The 19399-nt window shown below is 44.2% G+C and carries 7 protein-coding genes and 1 riboswitch; all 7 genes read right to left on the bottom strand.

What is annotated here, in order from left to right:
- Nucleotides 1-20: 20 nt before the first annotated feature.
- Nucleotides 21-10727: a non-ribosomal peptide synthetase gene (locus AC3WTB_RS13980; protein ID WP_492333858.1), complete on the bottom strand. Its 10707-nt coding sequence runs from the start codon at nucleotides 10725-10727 to the stop codon at nucleotides 21-23.
- Between the two features lie 145 nt (nucleotides 10728-10872).
- Nucleotides 10873-10966, bottom strand: a riboswitch (cyclic di-GMP riboswitch).
- A 363-nt stretch (nucleotides 10967-11329) separates the two neighbouring features.
- Nucleotides 11330-12133 carry an ABC transporter permease gene (locus AC3WTB_RS13975; protein ID WP_024424298.1) on the bottom strand — a complete coding sequence of 268 codons (804 nt, stop codon included), beginning with the start codon at nucleotides 12131-12133 and terminating at the stop codon, nucleotides 11330-11332.
- Nucleotides 12126-12995, bottom strand: a complete 870-nt coding sequence (locus AC3WTB_RS13970; protein ID WP_039176427.1) for an ABC transporter permease — start codon at nucleotides 12993-12995, stop codon at nucleotides 12126-12128. The genes AC3WTB_RS13975 and AC3WTB_RS13970 overlap by 8 nt, the downstream gene beginning before the upstream one ends.
- The gene (locus AC3WTB_RS13965; protein ID WP_039176424.1) at nucleotides 12995-14086 is read right to left on the bottom strand and encodes an ABC transporter ATP-binding protein; all 1092 of its coding nucleotides are present in this window, start codon (nucleotides 14084-14086) and stop codon (nucleotides 12995-12997) included. Before AC3WTB_RS13965 ends, AC3WTB_RS13970 begins: the two co-directional genes overlap by 1 nt.
- 8 nt (nucleotides 14087-14094) lie before the next feature.
- Nucleotides 14095-15180 (bottom strand): ABC transporter substrate-binding protein, encoded by a 1086-nt coding sequence (locus tag AC3WTB_RS13960; protein ID WP_058837302.1) that lies wholly within the window; start codon nucleotides 15178-15180, stop codon nucleotides 14095-14097.
- Nucleotides 15177-17165, bottom strand: coding sequence for a hydantoinase B/oxoprolinase family protein (locus tag AC3WTB_RS13955; protein WP_059374409.1), 1989 nt, complete (start codon nucleotides 17163-17165; stop codon nucleotides 15177-15179). Before AC3WTB_RS13955 ends, AC3WTB_RS13960 begins: the two co-directional genes overlap by 4 nt.
- Nucleotides 17155-19224, bottom strand: coding sequence for a hydantoinase/oxoprolinase family protein (locus AC3WTB_RS13950; protein WP_058837300.1), 2070 nt, complete (start codon nucleotides 19222-19224; stop codon nucleotides 17155-17157). The genes AC3WTB_RS13955 and AC3WTB_RS13950 overlap by 11 nt, the downstream gene beginning before the upstream one ends.
- Nucleotides 19225-19399: the final 175 nt, after the last annotated feature.

The raw sequence follows: 19399 nt of genomic DNA, 5'->3' as shown, positions 1-19399 counted from the left end.
AGTCCACCTCTTCATTTTGCTTAAAATAGATCCATTAGCTTTTCAAGTTCATCCATGGTAAGATCCTCATCCCCCACATCACTAGGTGTGATCTGACTCTCATCCTGTGATAGACAATGTGAGATCAATGTCTTCACATTCTTTTCTAGGAGTTCCTTGAACTGTTCCATCGTCCGCTCTTCGAATTCAAGGTGATGATAGGAAATCGTCACATGGAGCATTGCTTGTTCTACGAAACCAACAATATCTAGCGCATGAGGTTTCTCGGATTCAGGGCTCAGCGATTGTCCTGCATGCCATGCAGAGCGTCTCATTTCACCGCCACCGATCTGTTCATCAAACTGGCCAAGATAGTTAAAGCTGATATCTGGTGTGACTTGAAAATCAATATCGTCCTTCATCTTGTCAGGCGTTAAGTATTTTAAAACGCCATAGCCGATCCCCTTGTTCGGAATGTGTCTGAGTTCCTCTTTTAAATGCTTGATTTGATAAGAAAGATCGTCTGCATGCGACATATCCAGTAACACAGGATACATGCTAGTAAACCAGCCGATCGTCCTTGATACATTAACCGCAGGGAGGATGTCCTCTCTCCCGTGCCCTTCAAGATGAATAAAGTGCCTGTCTTCACCTGTCCACTCTTTCATGGACAATCCTAATGCCGTCAGCAAAATATCATTGATTTCTGTTTGGTAGGCTTCATGTACATCCGTCAGCAGCCTGTGCGTTTCCTCTTCAGACAATGTAAAACGAATGGTCTCTGTATGAAGCATTCGTTGATCCTCCGTGACATGATCCTTTTGAAGCGGAGGAACGGAATGCGCAAGTACCTTTTTCCAATACGCTCTTTCCGATAGCAGCTCATCTGACACAGCGTATTCAGTCAGCTTCTGGGCATATTCTTGGAAGGAGTGTGTTTTTTCAGGGAGGATAAGAGTTTCCCCGCGCTTCGACTGTTCATAAAGAGCCATGAAATCTTCAAGGAAAATGCGCCATGATACCCCATCAATGACAAGATGGTGTATAGCAAGCAATAAATGATCCCCTTGATCCGTTCGGAAAATAGCAGATCTCACTAAAGGCCCGTCTGCTAGCGATATACTCGCCTGCACTTCATTTGCCAGCTTTTCTACCTGCCTGATTTGCTGCGACAGCTCTCCTTTTACTTCCACCACGTCAATTGCCACATTGTTTTCCTCGATTCCTCGATGACGCTGGATGACGCGCCCTTCTTCGAGCGGATACACCAGTCGCAAGGCATCATGATGAATCATGAGCTGTTCCAGTACTTGCTGAACGACTTCCTCATCCAAACCATTTGGTGCTTGGAGCATAACCGATTGGTTCCAATGATGCTGATTCGTAAAGTTTCGTTCAAAGAACCAGCGTTGAATCGGTGTTAAAATGACTTCTCCTTCGACAGGTGATTGGTCGGCTGTGAGAAGATCGGCTTCCTCGATATATGGGCGGAGCTCCGCAATCGTCGGGTACTGGAATAGAAGTTTCATATCGAGCTTCCAGCCTGCTTGCGTGAGTCTGCTTGCCATTTGGATGCCTTTAATCGAATCTCCGCCAAGGAAGAAGAAGTGATCGTGAATGCCGACTTGGCTGACGCCAAGGACATCTTCCCAAATGCCGCAAAGCAGCGTTTCAACTTCGTCTCTTGGAGCTTCGTATATCGTTTGGTTCGCTTCGATATCAGGAGCTGGCAATGCTTTCAGATCAACTTTTCCATTTGCCGTCATTGGAAATTGGTCTAGCTTGATGATCCATGATGGCACCATGTATTCTGGCAACGTTCGTTTTAGGCTTTCTTTCAGGGCTGTTGTTTCTTCAGCCGTGATGACATAAGCGATAAGTGCATCTTGATCACTCGCATCTTTGACCGTTGTCACGACGGCTTCTTTCACCGAATCCAGCGTCAGAAGCTGGGCTTCAATTTCTGACAGCTCAATACGGAAGCCGCGGATGTTGACCTGATGGTCTATTCTGCCGAGATAGATCAGCTCGCCACCCTCTGTCCATTTCACTAAATCGCCTGTGCGGTACATGCGCTCGCCTGGATAAAATGGATCTGGGACAAATCGTTTATCTGTTTCCTCTGGAAGATTCCAGTAGCCTCTTGCCAGTCCTTTTCCTGCAATCACGAGCTCACCCGGTACGCCTGGCGGCGACAGGTCATATAACGAACCCATGATGTAAAAACGAGTATTCGCAATGGCTGTTCCAATCGGAATCGTGCTTTGATCTGGGTCGATGACTCCACTTGTCGCTACAACCGTATTTTCAGTTGGACCGTAGTTATTGACGAGTTGATATGGTACTGGCTTCACCTGTTTCAGCTTGTCTCCACCTGTTAGTAAATAGCGTAGAGAATGGTTGTCCATTGACATAAACTGCTCGCATAACTGCGTTGGCAGGAAGGCAATGGAGATGCCTTCTTCATTGAAATACGCATTGAGCTTGATCATATCGAGGCGAATTGCTTCGTCGATAATGTGCAGCTCTGCGCCGGCGATCCACGTCGGGAACATCTCCCAAATGGAGGCGTCAAAGCCAAAGCCGGCATATTTCGCAGTTCGATCTTCGTGCGTCACTTGGAACGCATCATTATGCCAAAATGCAAGATTCACAAGAGACTGGTGTTCGACCATGACACCCTTCGGCTGTCCCGTTGTCCCAGACGTGTAAATCATATAAGCGAGATCTGTCGGCTTCACATGAATCTGAATCTCGTGAGCTTCTCCCTCTACCGCATCTTCTATGAACAGGATATGACCTGTGAATGAAGGTGGTGCAGTAAGTCCTTTCTGCATCAGAAGTACCTCTGCCCCGCAGTCTTCCAGCATGTATGCAATACGCTGCGCTGGATAATCTGCATCAATCGGAACAAATGCCGCACCTGACTTGAGGACACCAAGGACAGCGGCTGTCATGTCAAGAGATGGACGGGTGAGAATGCCAACGCGGTCTCCTGGTTTTGTGCCGCTGGCGATGAGCCTTGAAGCGACTACATTCGCCCGGCTATTCAGCTCTTTATACGTCCAGCTCGTTCCGCAGAATGTCGCCGCTTTTTGATGCGGTGCTCCTTGTGCCTTCGCCTCAATCAGGGCATGAACGGTTTGATCTGACGGGACGTCTAGGACAGGTCCTGACCATTCGTTCAGCTGTTTTTGCTGCTGCTGCGGTGACAATAATTTCATTTGATCTAAAGATTGATCTGGCGCTGACACCATTTGTTCCAGCAAATGAAGGAAATATTCTTTCCACTTTTCAATTGACGTCTTTTGAAAGATAGAACAATTAAAATCAAACACGAGCTCAATTTGATCTGCGGATTCGTTTCCAGTTAAGGTCAAATCAAATTTGGCGATATTCTCCTCAAATGGCTGTGGAACAACGTGAAGCCCATCCATCGATAAATCACGAATATCCGCATTTTCCATTGAGAAGACCACATCAAAAATTGGATGACGGCTTGTGTCTCGAACCGTTTGCACCTGATCTACCAATTCTTCAAATGGGTACAGCTGATGCTCGTTTGCCTCTAACACAAGCTGATGGACATTTGACGCAAATTCAGCAGCAGTCTGATGTCCTGCTGGTCTTGTTCTAAGTGCCAGCGTGTTCACAAACATGCCAATCACAGATTGAATATCAGGATGGGTTCTACCCACAACCGGAGAACCAATGATGATATCCTCTTGTCTTGAAAGCTTGCTTAAAAGAATACTGTAGCCAGCAAGCAGGACTGTATAGGTCGTACTGTTGAGCGTTCTAACGAGTTCGTCCAATTTTGATTTAAGCGAACCTTCAATTGTAAATGAGACACGATCTCCAGCGAATGTTTGCACTTTTGGCCTTGGCAGGTCTTCCGGCAGTGCCAGTACAGGCAGCTCTCCTTGTAATTGATCCAGCCAGAATGCCTCTTCATCTGCTTTTTGCGCAGCAGATGCCTCACTTTTTGACCAAACTGCATAATCCTTATATTGAACAGGCAATTCCTCTAGTTTGTCTCCTCGATACAGGGCTGAAAGCTCCTCAATTAAAATGCCAACAGACGCCCCATCTGAAATGATATGATGCATATCAATCAGTAAATAATGGACATTTACGGAGACGGAAACTAGACCTATTCTGAGTAAAGGCGCTTTTTCTACATCAAATGGCCTGATAAAGTCATTCATCAATTGCTGTATGTCTCGGCCGTTCTGTTCAATTTTTTCAATGTTTATTGAGACATTTGTTTCAATACGTTGAACAGGTTCATTCTGAACAAAATCAAAGCTCGTTCGGAACGCTTCATGACGTTGGACTAGCTGATCAATTGCCTTTTCAAATCGTTTTTCATCAAAGACGCCTTCTAGCTTTAAGGCAGCCGGCATATGGTAGCTTTGCTCCGCATCAGTCATTTTCTCCAAAACAAACAGTCTTTTTTGAGCAGATGTCACTGGATAATAGGCCGCCTCTTTGGCAACTTCCACTCGCTTGATCTCCGTTTGATCCGCTTGATCTACCGCAAGCGCGAACGCTTCTAATGTTGGGGATTCAAATAAAGATTTCAAAGTGAGCTCCACCTGCATCTCTTCATACAACCTGTTCAGCATTTTCATGCCGCGCAGCGAATGGCCCCCGCATTCAAAGAAATGATCGTGTTTGCCGATTCGCGGTACTTCAAGAACTTCCTCCCAAATGTTCGCCAGCAGACGCTCTGTTTCTGATTGAGGAGAGGTGTATTCATTTGCCCCTTGCTCACTAAGATCAGGTGCCGGCAGCGCCCGCCTATCGACCTTGCCGTTATTTGTTAAAGGAAGCTCCTCTAATTGCATGAAAAATGCCGGCAGCATATACACGGGCAGTTCACGTCCTGCTTGCTCGCGCAAATCAGTTAATGAGACAGATCCTTCTGCTGTGAAATACGCACATAACGTGTCATTCGGAGCAGCAATCACGATAGCTTCCTTCACCTGAGGATGCTGCAGCAGTTGATGTTCAATTTCCCCAAGCTCGATACGCTGTCCGCGAATCTTCACTTGATGATCGATCCGTCCAATGAATTCAATATCTCCATTTGACAGCCAGCGTGCAAGATCGCCCGTTTTATACATGATCTCTCCAGGGCGGAAAGGATTTTTGACAAACTTTTCGCTCGTTAGTTCTGGCTGCTTATAATATCCTTTCACAAGTCCATCACCAGCGACACATAGCTCTCCTGCCACGCCCGGCGGCTGTACATGTCCAAATTCATCTACAATATAAACAGCCGTTTGACTCACTGGCTTTCCGATTGGGATGGATAACGCCTTCTTCTCAATGTGGTTCACAGGATAATATGTGGTGAAAATTGTGCTCTCAGAAGGGCCGTACATATGAACAAGCTTGTCTTTCCCCACTGTCTCAAGTGCAGTCACCACATGAGGCACGGAAGCACGTTCCCCGCCAAACAGCACTTTTCTTACGTTCTTCAGGCTGTCTTTTTTCATATCGATGAGTAAGTGAAAAAGAGCTGTAGTGATCATTAAAATACTGACTTTTTCCTTCTCAATCGCTCCAGAAAGCTCATTCATGTTTAAAATATGGTCCTTTGGCAGAACAATGAGTTTTGCTCCGTTCAATAAAGCACCAAACACATCAAACATAAAAGCATCAAATACATAGTTTGAGATGCTCATCACCGTATCTTCATGGTGAATGGTGAGATAATTCGATTGCTTCACCGTTCTCAAAATGTTCCGGTGTGTCACCATATTTCCTTTAGGTTTACCGGTTGTACCAGATGTATAGGTCAAATTCGCCAAGTCCTCAGGTAAAATATGAGCATCTATTGGGCTGTCTGACTGCTGAGCAATCGCTTGATTTTCTGTTTCTATGATGATTCCCTCAAATGCAGTGAGCACCGAGCGATGGCGCAGCACTTGATGTGTCAATAAGAATTGTGCACCGCTGTCTGTTAAAAAGTGCTTCACGCGCTCATCAGGGAAATCGGGATCAATTGGTACATAGACGCCCCCCGCCTTAAGCACAGCTAGAACAGAGAGCACCATTTCATTGGATCGTTCAAAGAATAAGGCTGCTTTCATTCCTTTTTCAAAACCATTTTTACGCAAATAATGTGCCAGCTGATTCACTCGGTCATTCAGCTCTTGATAAGAAAGGACCACATCTTCACATTGCAATGCAGGCTGATGACCAAGCTGCTGCACCTGTGCTTCAAACTGCGTCACAATGGTTTCTTCTGCTGGATAAGGCGCAGGTAACGGATTCCACCTATTTAGCTGAGCTTCTGCTTCTTGTTCAGACAATAATCGATAGGATTGGATAGCTTCCTGCGGCGTTTGAACCATCTGTTCCAGCAGATAAACATAATGTTTGAGCATCTGCTCTGCTGTACTTCGTTTAAATAGCGCCGTACTGTAATCGAGTACAAAGGATAAACCTTCATCTGACTCCATCGCTTGCAGTGTTAAATCAAACTTTGCAATATGGAAATTGGTTTCTTCGACTTCGACCAGCATGTCTCCAATATGCTGTGCTGTTGAATGACCCGGCGCAAGTGTAAAGACGGTATCAAACAATGGATGACGGCTAAAATCTCTTGGTACATTCAGTTTTTCAAGCAGCCGCTCAAACGGATATTGCTGATGCTCAAATGCCTGCATCGTCTTTTCCTTTACTTGCTCAATCAACTGAGACATGGTTCCATTCGGATCTACCTCTGACCGCAAAGCAAGTGTCTGGACAAACATACCGATCATGTCATTCAAATCTGTATGCACACGCCCTGCTGCCGGTGTTCCGACCACAAATTCCTTTTGACCCGTATATTTCGCAATCAATGTATAGTAAGCAGAAAGCAGCACCGTATACAGTGTCGTGTGATGGTTTGCTGCAATCTCCTGTAATTGATTCTTTAACGCCTCATCGATTTCTTTGATGACACGATCACCTGCGAAAGACTGGACAGCTGGACGCTGATAATCGGTCAGCAGCTGTAAAGCAGGGATATCCCCCGAAAATTCTTGCAGCCAGAATGCCTCTTCTTTTTGAAAGTCTTGGTGCTGTTGCCAAACAGCATAATCTTGATATTGAAGCTTCAATGGTTCTTTCACCGATCCCTCGTAAGCATCTGACAGCTCACGCAGTATTAAATCGATCGAAAGACCATCTGAAATCAGATGATGCATATCGAAAAAGAGCAAATGCTCCTGATCATGCAATGACTGCAATCCTATTCGAAGAAGTGGCGCACACTCAAGATCAAAAGGTCTGACAAAGTGCTGCATGTTTTCTTCCATCGTACCGCCTGTCAGCTGTTCTATTTCAAAGAAAACGGATGAAGCGATCCGCTGACGAGGGACACCTTTTATCGTATGAAAAGAAGTACGCAGCATATCATGACGTGAGATCAGTCTGTCAAAGGCTTCAGTCAGCTTCTCAAGCTGCAGAGCTCCTTTTAACCTCACAACAGCAGGCATATGATAGGCAGTGCTTTGCTCCAATTGACTCACCATATAGACGCGCTGCTGTGGAGGCGATAATGGATAATGATCTACAGCCGGCGCTTTTGGTATCTCCGTTGCTGTAGACTTTTCTGCTTGCTCAATATAAGTAGCAAGAGCAGCAATCGTCTGCTGTTCAAATAAAACAGAGAGCGGCACATCCACTTGAAAATCTCGCTGAACCTTTGTAAGTACAGTCATCGCTTTGAGCGAATGCCCGCCTCGATCGAAGAAAGAATCATATACACCGATTTGTTCTTGATCAAGAATGTCTTCCCACAAATGAACAAGCTTCGTTTCTATATCGTTTCTAGGTGCCGTATAAACAGCATGAACCGCTCTATCACCTTTTAAGGCAGCAAGTGCACGACGGTCGACTTTGCCGCTGACTGTGAGTGGAAAAGCATCGAGTTCTTTGAAATAAAGCGGCATCATGTAAGCTGGGAGCTGATGTTTGATAGCCGCTTGCAGCATGTCAACAGACACACCATCATGACGAGCTTGATAGTAAGCACTTAACGCCTTTTCCCCATCCGCTTCATCAACTACTAGCACGACAGCCTTATCAATTCCATCTACCTGCTCCATCACCGCTTCAATCTCACCTGTTTCTATGCGGTAACCCCTTATTTTCACTTGATCGTCCATTCTGCCAAGATAATCAATCGTGCCATCTGGAAGCCATCTGACTAGATCCCCTGTTCGATACATCCGCTCATTCGGAGAAAACGGATCTGCCGTGAATACCTTCTTCGTCAATTCAGGCTGATTCACATAGCCTCGCCCAACACCTATACCGGCAATGCAAAGTTCTCCTGCAGCCCCTGGCACCTGTAATTGATCATGTTCATTTAAAATATAAATACGATGATGACCAAGCGGTTTTCCAATCGACACATAGCGCTGTTCAGTTGATTCGCTCAGCTCACTGAGATTCAGGCGATGAACTGCCGCATCCACACACGTCTCAGTTGGACCATACACATTCCATAGAGTAAAATCAGGCTGACTCATACGAACCGCTTCGATAAGTGAACGTGCTGCTTTCGCAGGCAGCGCTTCTCCCCCAATCAACATGTGCGTCAATGACAGACCGTCCAAATCCGCTGCAAGTAAAAGCTGCACATGCGCCGGAGTTCCATCTGCCGCTTCAATTTGATGTTTTCTGTAATAAGCCGCTAGCTGCATGCCATTTCTCGTCGTTTCTCGAGGGATGATATGAAGCGTATGTCCAAATAAAAGGGCAGCAAATATTTGTTTCACCGATGCATCGAAATGGAATGGGGCTAGAAGCGCCATTTGAAGCTCATTCGCCCCTTGATACATCTCATGATGCAAAGCATGGACCAAATGATGAAGCTGAAGATGCTCAATCATGACGCCCTTCGGCTTTCCAGTCGTACCCGATGTATAAATCATGTAGGCTAAATCTTCGGGCGCCGTCTGATCGAGAAGCTCAGGCAGCCGTCCATCATCTAATAATAGTTGCTGCTGCACGATCAATTTTTCCGAGAGGGCTGGGTACTCTTGAATGAACGATTCCTCTGTTAACACGATAGAAGCACCTGAATCCTCCACAATAAATTGAATGCGCTCCTCAGGTAATGCTGGATCTATTGGTACATATGCCCCGCCAGCCTTTAGTATGCCGAAGACTGCTACCATGGCATCTACCTTCCGCTCCATCAAAACAGCAACAGGCACATCACGTGAGATACCTTTCATTTGTAGAAAACGTGCAAGCTTTTCTGCCTGTTGTTGCAGCTCTCCATAAGTAATTGTTCCATTTTCTGCTACAACGGCTGTTCGATCTGCATATTTGTTGGCTGTCTCATCAAACATGTGATGAACCGGTTTTGCTGCTGGTCTTTCAAACGGTTCTCCCTCAGATAATTGCAGCAGTTCCTCTTGTTCACCTGCTGAAAGTAAAGGCAGTGTCCCGATCAGCTGATCAGGCTGAGTGACCGCCGCTTCTAGTAAAATCAAGAATCGATCAAACATCTTACTCATTTCTTCTTCTGTGAATACATCTGTACGGTAATCCAAATCAATGGTCAATGTATCAGTATCCCAGCGGTCTTTCACATGTATTGAAATATCATTCATTCCGCTCCCGCTAAAAATCGGTTCAGTAATGAACGACAGGTTCTCTTTTTTCTGCCACTGCATGACCTGATATTCTAAAGAAATATCAAAAAGGCGTCCTGTAAATCCTTCTCTTTCCCGCAAATCATTCATGAGCAAATTGTAAGGGTATTTTTGGTGTCGCAAGATCTTCATTTGATCTGCCATGACCTGCTTTACGAAATCAACAAACGATTGCGACCCTTGAACAGATGCACGCATTGGAATCGTCGATACAAACATCCCAATCATCTTTTTTTCTTTGGCATTCGTCCGGTTACCCATAAAGGTTCCAAGAACGACATCCTCCATACCGCTAAAACGATGTAAGTAAATATAGACAGTGGACATAAACATCGAAAGCATACTGACTTTCTGTTCTTCACAAAAGACACGAAGCTTCTCCTTTAAAGAATCTGGAACATCCCCTGAAAATCGCTCCGCATGTAAACTCATCTCATATCCCTTATGCGGTTTTAAAGATGCGAAGTCTGGAATATGAGCAAATTGCTCATTCCAAAAAGCTTGATCTTTTTGAAAACGTTTAGAAGATTCATAGGTCTGCTCACTCATAATGTGATCAACGAAGGAAATCTCCTCAACTGGCGAGATGTCTACTCCTTGCAGCATGTCATGATATAAATCAATAATGCGATTTCCCATTAAAATGATAGAAATCCCATCCGCGACAATATGATGTGCTTTACAGAACAGCCAGCACTCTTGATCACTGATTTGAAATACCGTAAATTCAATCAAGGGGCTGTCAATCAATGGCATCGGCTCACGAATTTGCTCGTTCGCCCAAGCCCTTACTTCCTCTTCACTCCAGCCCTTTTCCATTCGAATCGGCTGTTTTTCATAAGGTTTGATATATTGAACAGGCTCCTCCTCTTCATCTCGATACACGAGTCTCAGCCGAAGAGAGTCAGTTTGTCGAATGTACGCTTGAAGCACATCGACGACCAAAGAAGGATTGAGACCAGATGCTGATCTCAACCTGGCGAATCCACCCAAATTAGAAATACTTGTACCTGGATAAAATCTTTCCGTGTAGAATACTCGCTTTTGCGCATGTGTTAAGGGGTAATAAACTGTATTCATTTTCATCCTCCGCCTCTTCTATGTTTTCTCCACCAATTTCACACTGCACCCTCTATATCAAAAGAACCAAGTCTATTTCATTAAAATAGACGCTTTAACAGAAAAGGAGCCCACCCCGAATAAAACGGAGGGACTCCCATTTTGATTCGGTAGCCTGCCGACCTTAGCAAAAAAAGAATCATTTACCTTAGGACATGGCTTTGCGTCTCTATGTTTCCATAGATTTGCCTTTTTCTTCTTTTAGATATTTTCTATTTACGTCCACTTTATATGAAAATATTGTTTTTTTCACCGAAAAATGGGTGTAAAGATTCATGCGTTATACCGAAGGGTTTACATGATAATTGACGATATTTACCGAAAATAACTAATAATAGTTGCGTTCAACCGAAAATAATCGACTAAATACCGCAAAAATTTCATATTTTCCCTTAAATATTGAAAATATGGCCGAAAATCTAGGATAGAGGTCTCCTTTCGTTTCCCGCAAATTCTTAAATCTTAAGAACTACATTCCCTAAAAAAATGAATTTTTTTACTGTAAAAACAACAAAAAAAAGAGCTGCCATTTCAAATGACAACTCCTTGTTTCTTCATTATATTTACATCACCTTAGACAGACCAATCGTTTTCTCAATAATGAGCAGCGCAATGATAGAAATGATAATAAATATGACAGATATCGCATTGACACTTGGATCAAAGGTCTGCTCAATGTAATTAAAGGTCCTGACCGGAATTGTGATGGTTTGAGGTGAGGAAACGAACAAACTGATCGATATTTCCCCAAATGACGTCACAGCTGAAAACACTCCGCCTGCAATGATTCCCGGCTTAATCAAAGGCAATGTGACTCGAAAAAACGTGCGAATGGGTCCTGCGCCAAGATTCATTGAAGCCAGCTCAAGACGCGGATCTAAATTCGAAACACTCACACCTACCGTTCGAACCACATAGGGAAAACCAATGATGACGTGACCAATGACGAGCGCCCACAAAGACCCTGTAAAGCCCATAGCCGTAAACAAGTAAAGCATAGCAATCCCTAACACCACTTGAGGAATCATGAGAGGTGACAGAATGAAAGCTTGGACAGCTTCCTTTCCCTTAAAGGAAAGCCTTGCTAAAGCATACGAAGCCATTGTCCCTAAAAGAACCGTGAGAGGCGTCACGATGAATAGCAGAATCACACTGATCCGAAGCGATTCCATCCATTCTGGATTTGACACGACCTCATGAAACCAACGAACAGAGAACGAAGTCGGTGGAAATTCAGGAAAGGCATTTGGACTAAAAGCAGATAGGACGATTACAAGAACAGGAATGGTTAAAAAAAGATAAACCAATGACCCAGCAGTCCAAATCAGGATAGAAAGCAAGCGGTCACCTATTGACTTTTTACGCATGCATCCTCGCCTCCCAACGCTTCAATAAATAGCTTAATAGACTGACCACCACAAGCACACAAACCAATAATGTAAAGGACATAGCTGCAGCAAGAGGCAGGTTATACACCTGCATCACCTGCTGATAAATTGACAGCGGCAGCAGCGGCTGCATCCGTCCGCCGACTAACAGCGGAGTGATATAGCTTCCTGCTGCCAGTGAGAAGACGATGATCGCGCCTGTCACCATGCCTGGAATGGTCAGTGGTAAGGTGACATGAAAAAAGGTTCGAATCCGGCCAGCTCCAAGACTCATAGAAGCCGGTTTTAAGTGACGATCCATATCGGTTAAACTTGTTGCGATCGGCAGTACTGCAAATGGCAGCATGACTTGGACATAGGCAATAATGACCGCATTCATATTCCACAGCATCGAGAGCGGCTTCTCAATCACATGTAAATCTAGTAACATACCATTGATCAGACCATTTTGCGAAAGAAGAACAATCCATGCAAACGTCCGAATCACAACACTTGTCAAAAGCGGCGACACAAGTAAGATATAGAAAAATGCCCGCAGACGCGGATTAGGTGCCTTGACGAGCACGTATGCTGCTGGGTATGCCATCAATAAACAAATCACCGTTGTCTGTAAAGCCACCCACACAGTACTTCCAATCGCCTTTACATATGCATCTGTCGTGAACACATGAATATATTGAGAAAAGCTATACGTTTGTAATGTATTCATCATCGAATCGACATCGCGAAAACTGAGAACGAGCATCATCACAAGCGGAGCTAGTAAAAATACAACAAGAAACAAACAGGCTGGCAGCAGCATAAACCAATGAAATCGTTGATTCTTTTTCTTGATTCGCATCACGTATGCACCTTCGAATCTAAGAAAACGATATCTTCAGGCTGCCAATGGATATGGACGGTTTCTCCAACTTCAGGCAGCTCGGGAAATGCAGCATCAGAAGCATGGACAATGATTTCACCATTTTCAAGCCCCACAACCAAACGTAATGAATGTCCAATATAACTCACATCTGACAGCACGCCAGATACATGGTTTGGCTGAACTTCCTCCTGCTCAGAAGAGATGCTGATTCTTTCAGGACGCAGCATAAGCAGTTGCTTTTCCCTTTTCTCTTGATGTGCCGCAGCCTGCAGCTGAAGATGCTGACCGTTTGAATGGGTTACATGCGGAACCGTAAATGCAGCATCAGCTTCATTGTACACGGCCTCAAAGATATTCACCTGTCCGATGAATTCAGCTACAAATCGATTGTTTGGCTGGCGGTACACCTCTAAAGGCGTCCCAATCTGCTGAATTCTACCCTCTCCTAAAATTCCAACTCGATCAGAAAGGCTTAAGGCCTCCTCTTGATCATGTGTCACAAGAATGGTTGTAATCCCAACATTTCTTTGAATATTTCGCAGCTCTGTCTGCATGTTTTTTCTTAGTTTGGCATCTAGGTTGCTGAGCGGTTCATCAAGAAGGAGAACAGACGGCTGAATCGCCAGCGCTCTTGCTATCGCTACCCGCTGCTGCTGACCACCGCTTAATTGGTGGGGCATCCGTTTCGCAAATGCCTCTAATTGAACAAGAGACAAGCTTTCCATCACTTTCTCTTTGATTTCCGCCTTCTTTTTCTTTTGAACCTTAAGCCCGTACGCCACATTATCAAATACAGTCAGATGCGGAAAGAGTGCATAGCTTTGAAAGACCATACCTGTTTTTCTTTGGTAAGGCGGCAAAGCTGTCACATCCTGATCACCAATATAGACGACGCCTTTTGTTGGTTCTAAAAAACCGCCAATGATGTTTAATAACGTTGATTTCCCGCAGCCGCTAGGACCGAGAAGGGAGAAAAACTCTCCCTCATTCACAGTAAGACTGACATCGTTGAGAGCAATCTGCTCACCGAAGTGCTGACTGATGTGTTCTAAATGAATTCCACTCATGCGATCACCTATTTTCCTCCGCCTAATACTTCGTTCCATCGATTTGTCCAATTGCCCAGCTCAGAGGTTGCTGTTTCATAATCTACCCAAGTCAGCTTGCTGTAATAATTTTCTCCAACTTTCACTTTCCCCTTAATCTTGTCATTGTACTTCACATCAGAATTCGACATGCCATAATAAGATTTTTCCGAGAAAGCCTCCTGAGCTTCTTTTCCACTCAAGTAGTTTAATAGTTTGTATGCCGCTTCTTCGTGCTGACTTCCTTTCGTTAAAGCCCAGCTCGCTACAGCTGCAACAGCGCCTTCTTTCGGATATGAGAAACCAATATCCATTCCTTCTTCTTCAAGTGCAAATACTCGCCCATCCCAATAGGGAACAGCTGCGACATCCCCACGTTCTAACAAGGTTTGAATCGATCCTGGGTTATCCGGAAAAGCAGCGACATGACCTTTTAATTGCGCGAGACTTTTAAATGCTTTATCAATATCCTTAGGATTTGATTCTGTCCCCCCTTGTGCATGAACAAGTGCAGAGAAAAATTGCAAACCAGCTGAATAAGTCGGAGATGAAATGGCTACCTTCCCTTTCAACTGACTGCTCCATAGGTCTGTCCAGCTGTTTGGTTCCTGCTTGACGAGATCTTTTCTATAAGCAATTCCAAGCTGCCCCATACTAAAGCCTGCTGCATATTGTTTTCCATTCACAGTAAGCTTCTTTTGGACAGAACGGTAAAGCTTTTTGACGTTCGGCGCTTGATCTTCATCGATAGGCGCAAGAACGTTTGCTGCAATACCTCTTTGAATCGTGTCAGGCTGTAAGATTAGTAAGTCATATGGTGGATTTTTCCCATTTGACGCTTTTAATTTTGTAAACCATTCAGAATCCGCTCCAGAGACGGTCTGCACTTTAATTCCCGTATCTTTTTCAAACTTTTCAAGGATTGGTTTGATATTCTTTTCCCAATCGCCTCCATATACGCCAACAATCACAGTCTGCTGCTGTTTGCCTTGATCCTTTCCATTTCCACCACAAGCGGTCAGCAGTACAACGATGGATAGGATGCCTGCAACAATAGCGATTAATCTTCTTTTCATGATTCATTTCCCCCTTTTTGTCCATTCATTTGACGAAGTGCTTGAGTAATATCTTCCTTTGTTAACGGCTCATTTCTATGACTGAAATATTGATGAACTGCATGTTTATAGTGCGTACGTTCATTAGCCGGATAGGAACGCAGCTGAACGGCTAGCTCACTGCTGGCTTCGTCCGTCCATACTTTCTCATAAGCTGCTCTTTGTTCTCCGAAATCCCACACGTCATTAGCTGCAGGATCACCAGCCTTTTCACGCACCTTGCTCGTCTGCTCCTCATCAATCTTCCATTCATTTTGCTCTAAATACACTTGAACACCATATTGCTGCAGCGCTCTTTCTTCACTTAATAGACCAGCTTCCACTTCCTGAAGGACTTTTTCTTTCTTTCTGGCAAATGGATTCCCCCAGCCGCCTCCACTTGGTGAAATCAATTGAACGATATCGCCTTTTTCAAGTCGCAGAACATCTATTTTGGGCTGGTCTTGTTTCTCACCATTAGCTGTGATCAGCTTGACCTCACCAACCGCTCCTGCTCGGCCGCCCATTAAACCCCAAGGCTGAAACTTCATCCGTTCCATTCCTCGTGCTGTCACCATCGATTCAGGCTTCATCATTTCAAATTCCAAACCAATCGCATGTCCGCCTCGATTTTCACCAGCTCCACCTGTATTCGGCAGAAGCTCATATCGGTGAACATGAATATCAATATGCTGTTCCAAACTCTCAATTGGGGTATTCTTCAAAAAGCCTGACGAATGATCAATACCGTCAACTCCATCAGTACCATTTTGAGCACCGCCGCCTCCGCCTAATGGTTCGACAACGGACATTTTCCTGCCACCCGTTTGATCATCAGGTACAGAGAGAACCACAATGGCAGATTGACCTGCACCTGCTGCCGGTACTGCTTCAGGCAGCAGCTTACCAATCGCACCTAGCACGACATTGTACAGCCTCATCGTAATCGAATGACGAATCCCGACAGAGGCTGGATATTCTGGATGCACCAGCGTTCCTTTAGGAGAGATCACATCGATTGGATACGTTATTCCACCATTAATCGGTATAAAAGGATCCTTACTAATGATGTAATTAATCAACCCTTGATAAAGAAAGGAATGCTTCTGACCATTGGTAACAAGGTTAAAGGCTGTTTTTACTTGCGGGTCACACTCAGAAAAATCGAGCGTCAGCCGTTTGCCTTTGATCGTTAGCTTGATTTTCAACCGAATAGGGACGTCTGAAATCATATCATCATCTAAATAATCAGCAAATTCACTCGTTCCATCCGGTATAGCTTCAATGACCTTTCCAGCACGATCCTCGGCTTGCTTCAGCAAGTCTATCATTCCTTGTTTCACTTCGTTTTTTCCAAATTTCTCAATCATTTCTTTTAACCGAATATCTGCTGTATTCACTGCAGCAATCATCGCATTGATATCACCATCGTTTAGATGACTAGCGCGGCTGTTAGCTCTCAAAAAAGTACGTACGACCTGATTCTCTTTCCCACCTTCATAAATTTTTACTGGCGGAATTCTTAATCCTTCTTGATGAACATCCGTTGCTGTCGGTGAAATACTCGAAGGCACAAGGCCACCCACATCACTGACATGAACAAAAGACCAAGCATAGCTTACGATTTCACCATCTACAAAAATCGGCTTAATGATATGGACATCTGGCAGGTGAGTCGCCAAACCATCTGTCGTATAAGGATCATTAGTGATGATAATGTCTCCTGGCTGCATCTGTCCGCTTTCTTCAATTGCTTTTTTTAGACTCAGCCCTAAAAAGATCGTCACACCCACTGTCTTCGGATAAACAAAGAAATCTCCAGAAGGTGTGGCTAGTGCTGTCGCAAAGTCAGCAGATTCTTTGACGAAGGTCGTAAACGACGTCCGTTCAATGACATGCCCCATACCTGATGCAATCGCATTAAAATAACTGCGCATCATCTCAAGCTTTGCTGGGTCAGTTCTCATGTAAAGCCGCCTCCTTTGAAATCACTAAGTTACCTGATGGATCAATACTGCCTGTCCAGTTTGGCAAAATTAATGTTGTCGTATCATCCTGCTCAATCACGGCAGGCCCATTTACAATAGAACCTACTGACAGCGTATCCCGATTATAAACCGATGCTTCGTATTCTTTTTCTTCTATAAAAATTCGTCTATATTCATTTGGTTTCAAAGACTGTCCCATGCTTTCTTGAACAGGTGAAAAAGGCAGCGGAGGCGTCTCACCTATGACTCGAACGCGTAAATGAGTAAACTCGATTTTTGCCTGATCATCCCTATGACCATATTGACGCTGATGCAATTTGTGAAAGGCTTCAATAAGTTGGTGGATGTCTTGTTCTTGCTTTAACCAATCAATCGATAATGGCAATTCAATCTCAAATGCCTGCCCTTGATATCGTGCGTCTGCTAATAAGAGAATGGATGTCTGATTGATATGCTGAATGTTCTGCTGGCTGACCCAATCAGTCGCTTTTCGTGACAGCTTCTCATAATCTTGTTTTAGTTGGTTGATCGAATAGTCTTGTAAACATATTTTCTTCGACAGCACCGCATCATGGATAAAATCAGCTGTTAAAGCACCTAACGCACATAATGTACCAGGACTTGGAGGAACAACTACATTTTTCGCATGAATTTCTCTTGCAAGGAAATTCGCCACAACCGGTCCTGCTCCGCCAAACGCCAGCAAACTAAAATCTCTAGGGTCAAATCCTTGCTGCTCCATCACATTGCTTAATTCTGTGTACATATTGGCTACGGCTACTTGAATGAGCTGGTCAGCCGCCTCTTCAAGCGTTTTGTTGAGCTGATCAGCAATTGGCTGAAAGGCCTTTTTCGCCGCAGACAGTTGTAAATGTAAATGTCCTCCGGCAAAACGTTCTTGATTGAGATAACCGCATATGAGAAACGCATCAGTTAAAGCTGCTTTTTCTCCCTTTCCATACGAAGCTGGTCCCGGGTTTGAGCCAACTGATTCCGGCCCCGCTTTGAGAAGTCCGCCCTGATCAATCCATGCTACCGAACCTCCTCCTGCTCCTATTGAATACATCGCAACAGATGGAAGAATGATTGGGAAGCCTGAAAGCTGATTGGATTGAGCCATTGTAGGCTGTCCATTTTGAATGATTGAGATATCTGCACTCGTCCCCCCAACATCAAAAGTGATCAGATTGGGTTCACTCGCTGATGCTGCAATTCTCGCCGCACCGATGACACCAGCTGCCGGACCAGAAAAGAGAGTCTTAACAGGCGAGGTTGCCGCACTTTCTGCATCCATTAAACCACCATTTGATTGTGTAATGTATGGAGAAATTGGTACACCTTCTTCCTTCAAACGGCTTTTCAATGTTTGCAAATACTGTTTCACCTTTGGCTGAATGTACAAATTAACAACAGACATCACTGTACGCTCGTATTCCCTCATTTGAGGCCATAATTCAGATGAGGTAAGGACTTCTAACTGTGGATAATGATGATTGATATAGGCTTTTGCCTGTAATTCATGAACTGGGTTTTGATAACTATGTAAAAATGAAATGACGATACCTGCTAGCTTTTTAGATATAACATGCTGGACCGCATCATCTAATTGCTGCAGATGGAGAGGTTTTTTGATCGTACCATCGTGTATCAACCTTTCAGAGATTGGATATACATGCTTCCGTGGTATCAATGGTTCTGGCAAACGAGAATTGAAGTCATAAGGAACGGGTAGTCGTAAACGTTGAAGTGACAATATATCTTGAAATCCTTCTGTCACAAAAAGGGCTAAATCTGCTCCTTTTCGCTGTAATAATGTATTCAGACCGATTGTCATTCCGTGAACGAGGTATTGGATGTTGGATAAATCAACACCTCTTTTTTTTAGAAGATTTAACCCATTGATAATTCCTTGGGCTGGGTCATCAGTCACTGTAGGCGTTTTGAGTTCAGTCAGCTCCCCTGTTGCTTCATTTATCAGCGATAAATCAGTAAATGTTCCGCCTATGTCTATTCCGAGCCGGTATGAGACATCCGCCATTTGTACTTCCCTCCTACAATGTAATTAGAATCATATTTTGATAAATTACGACATTTTTTGATATTTGACTCCATATTATTAAAGCAGATCGGTCTAGTCAATTTTATTTTTTTGAAATTTCTGTGTGTTAAATTCTTGAAATTAGCCAAAAAAGCAGTGATAAAGCCATTTTGGA

This window comes from Bacillus sp. EB106-04-04-XG123 (assembly GCF_058791855.1).
This window is presented reverse-complemented; position numbering and strand designations above follow the sequence as displayed.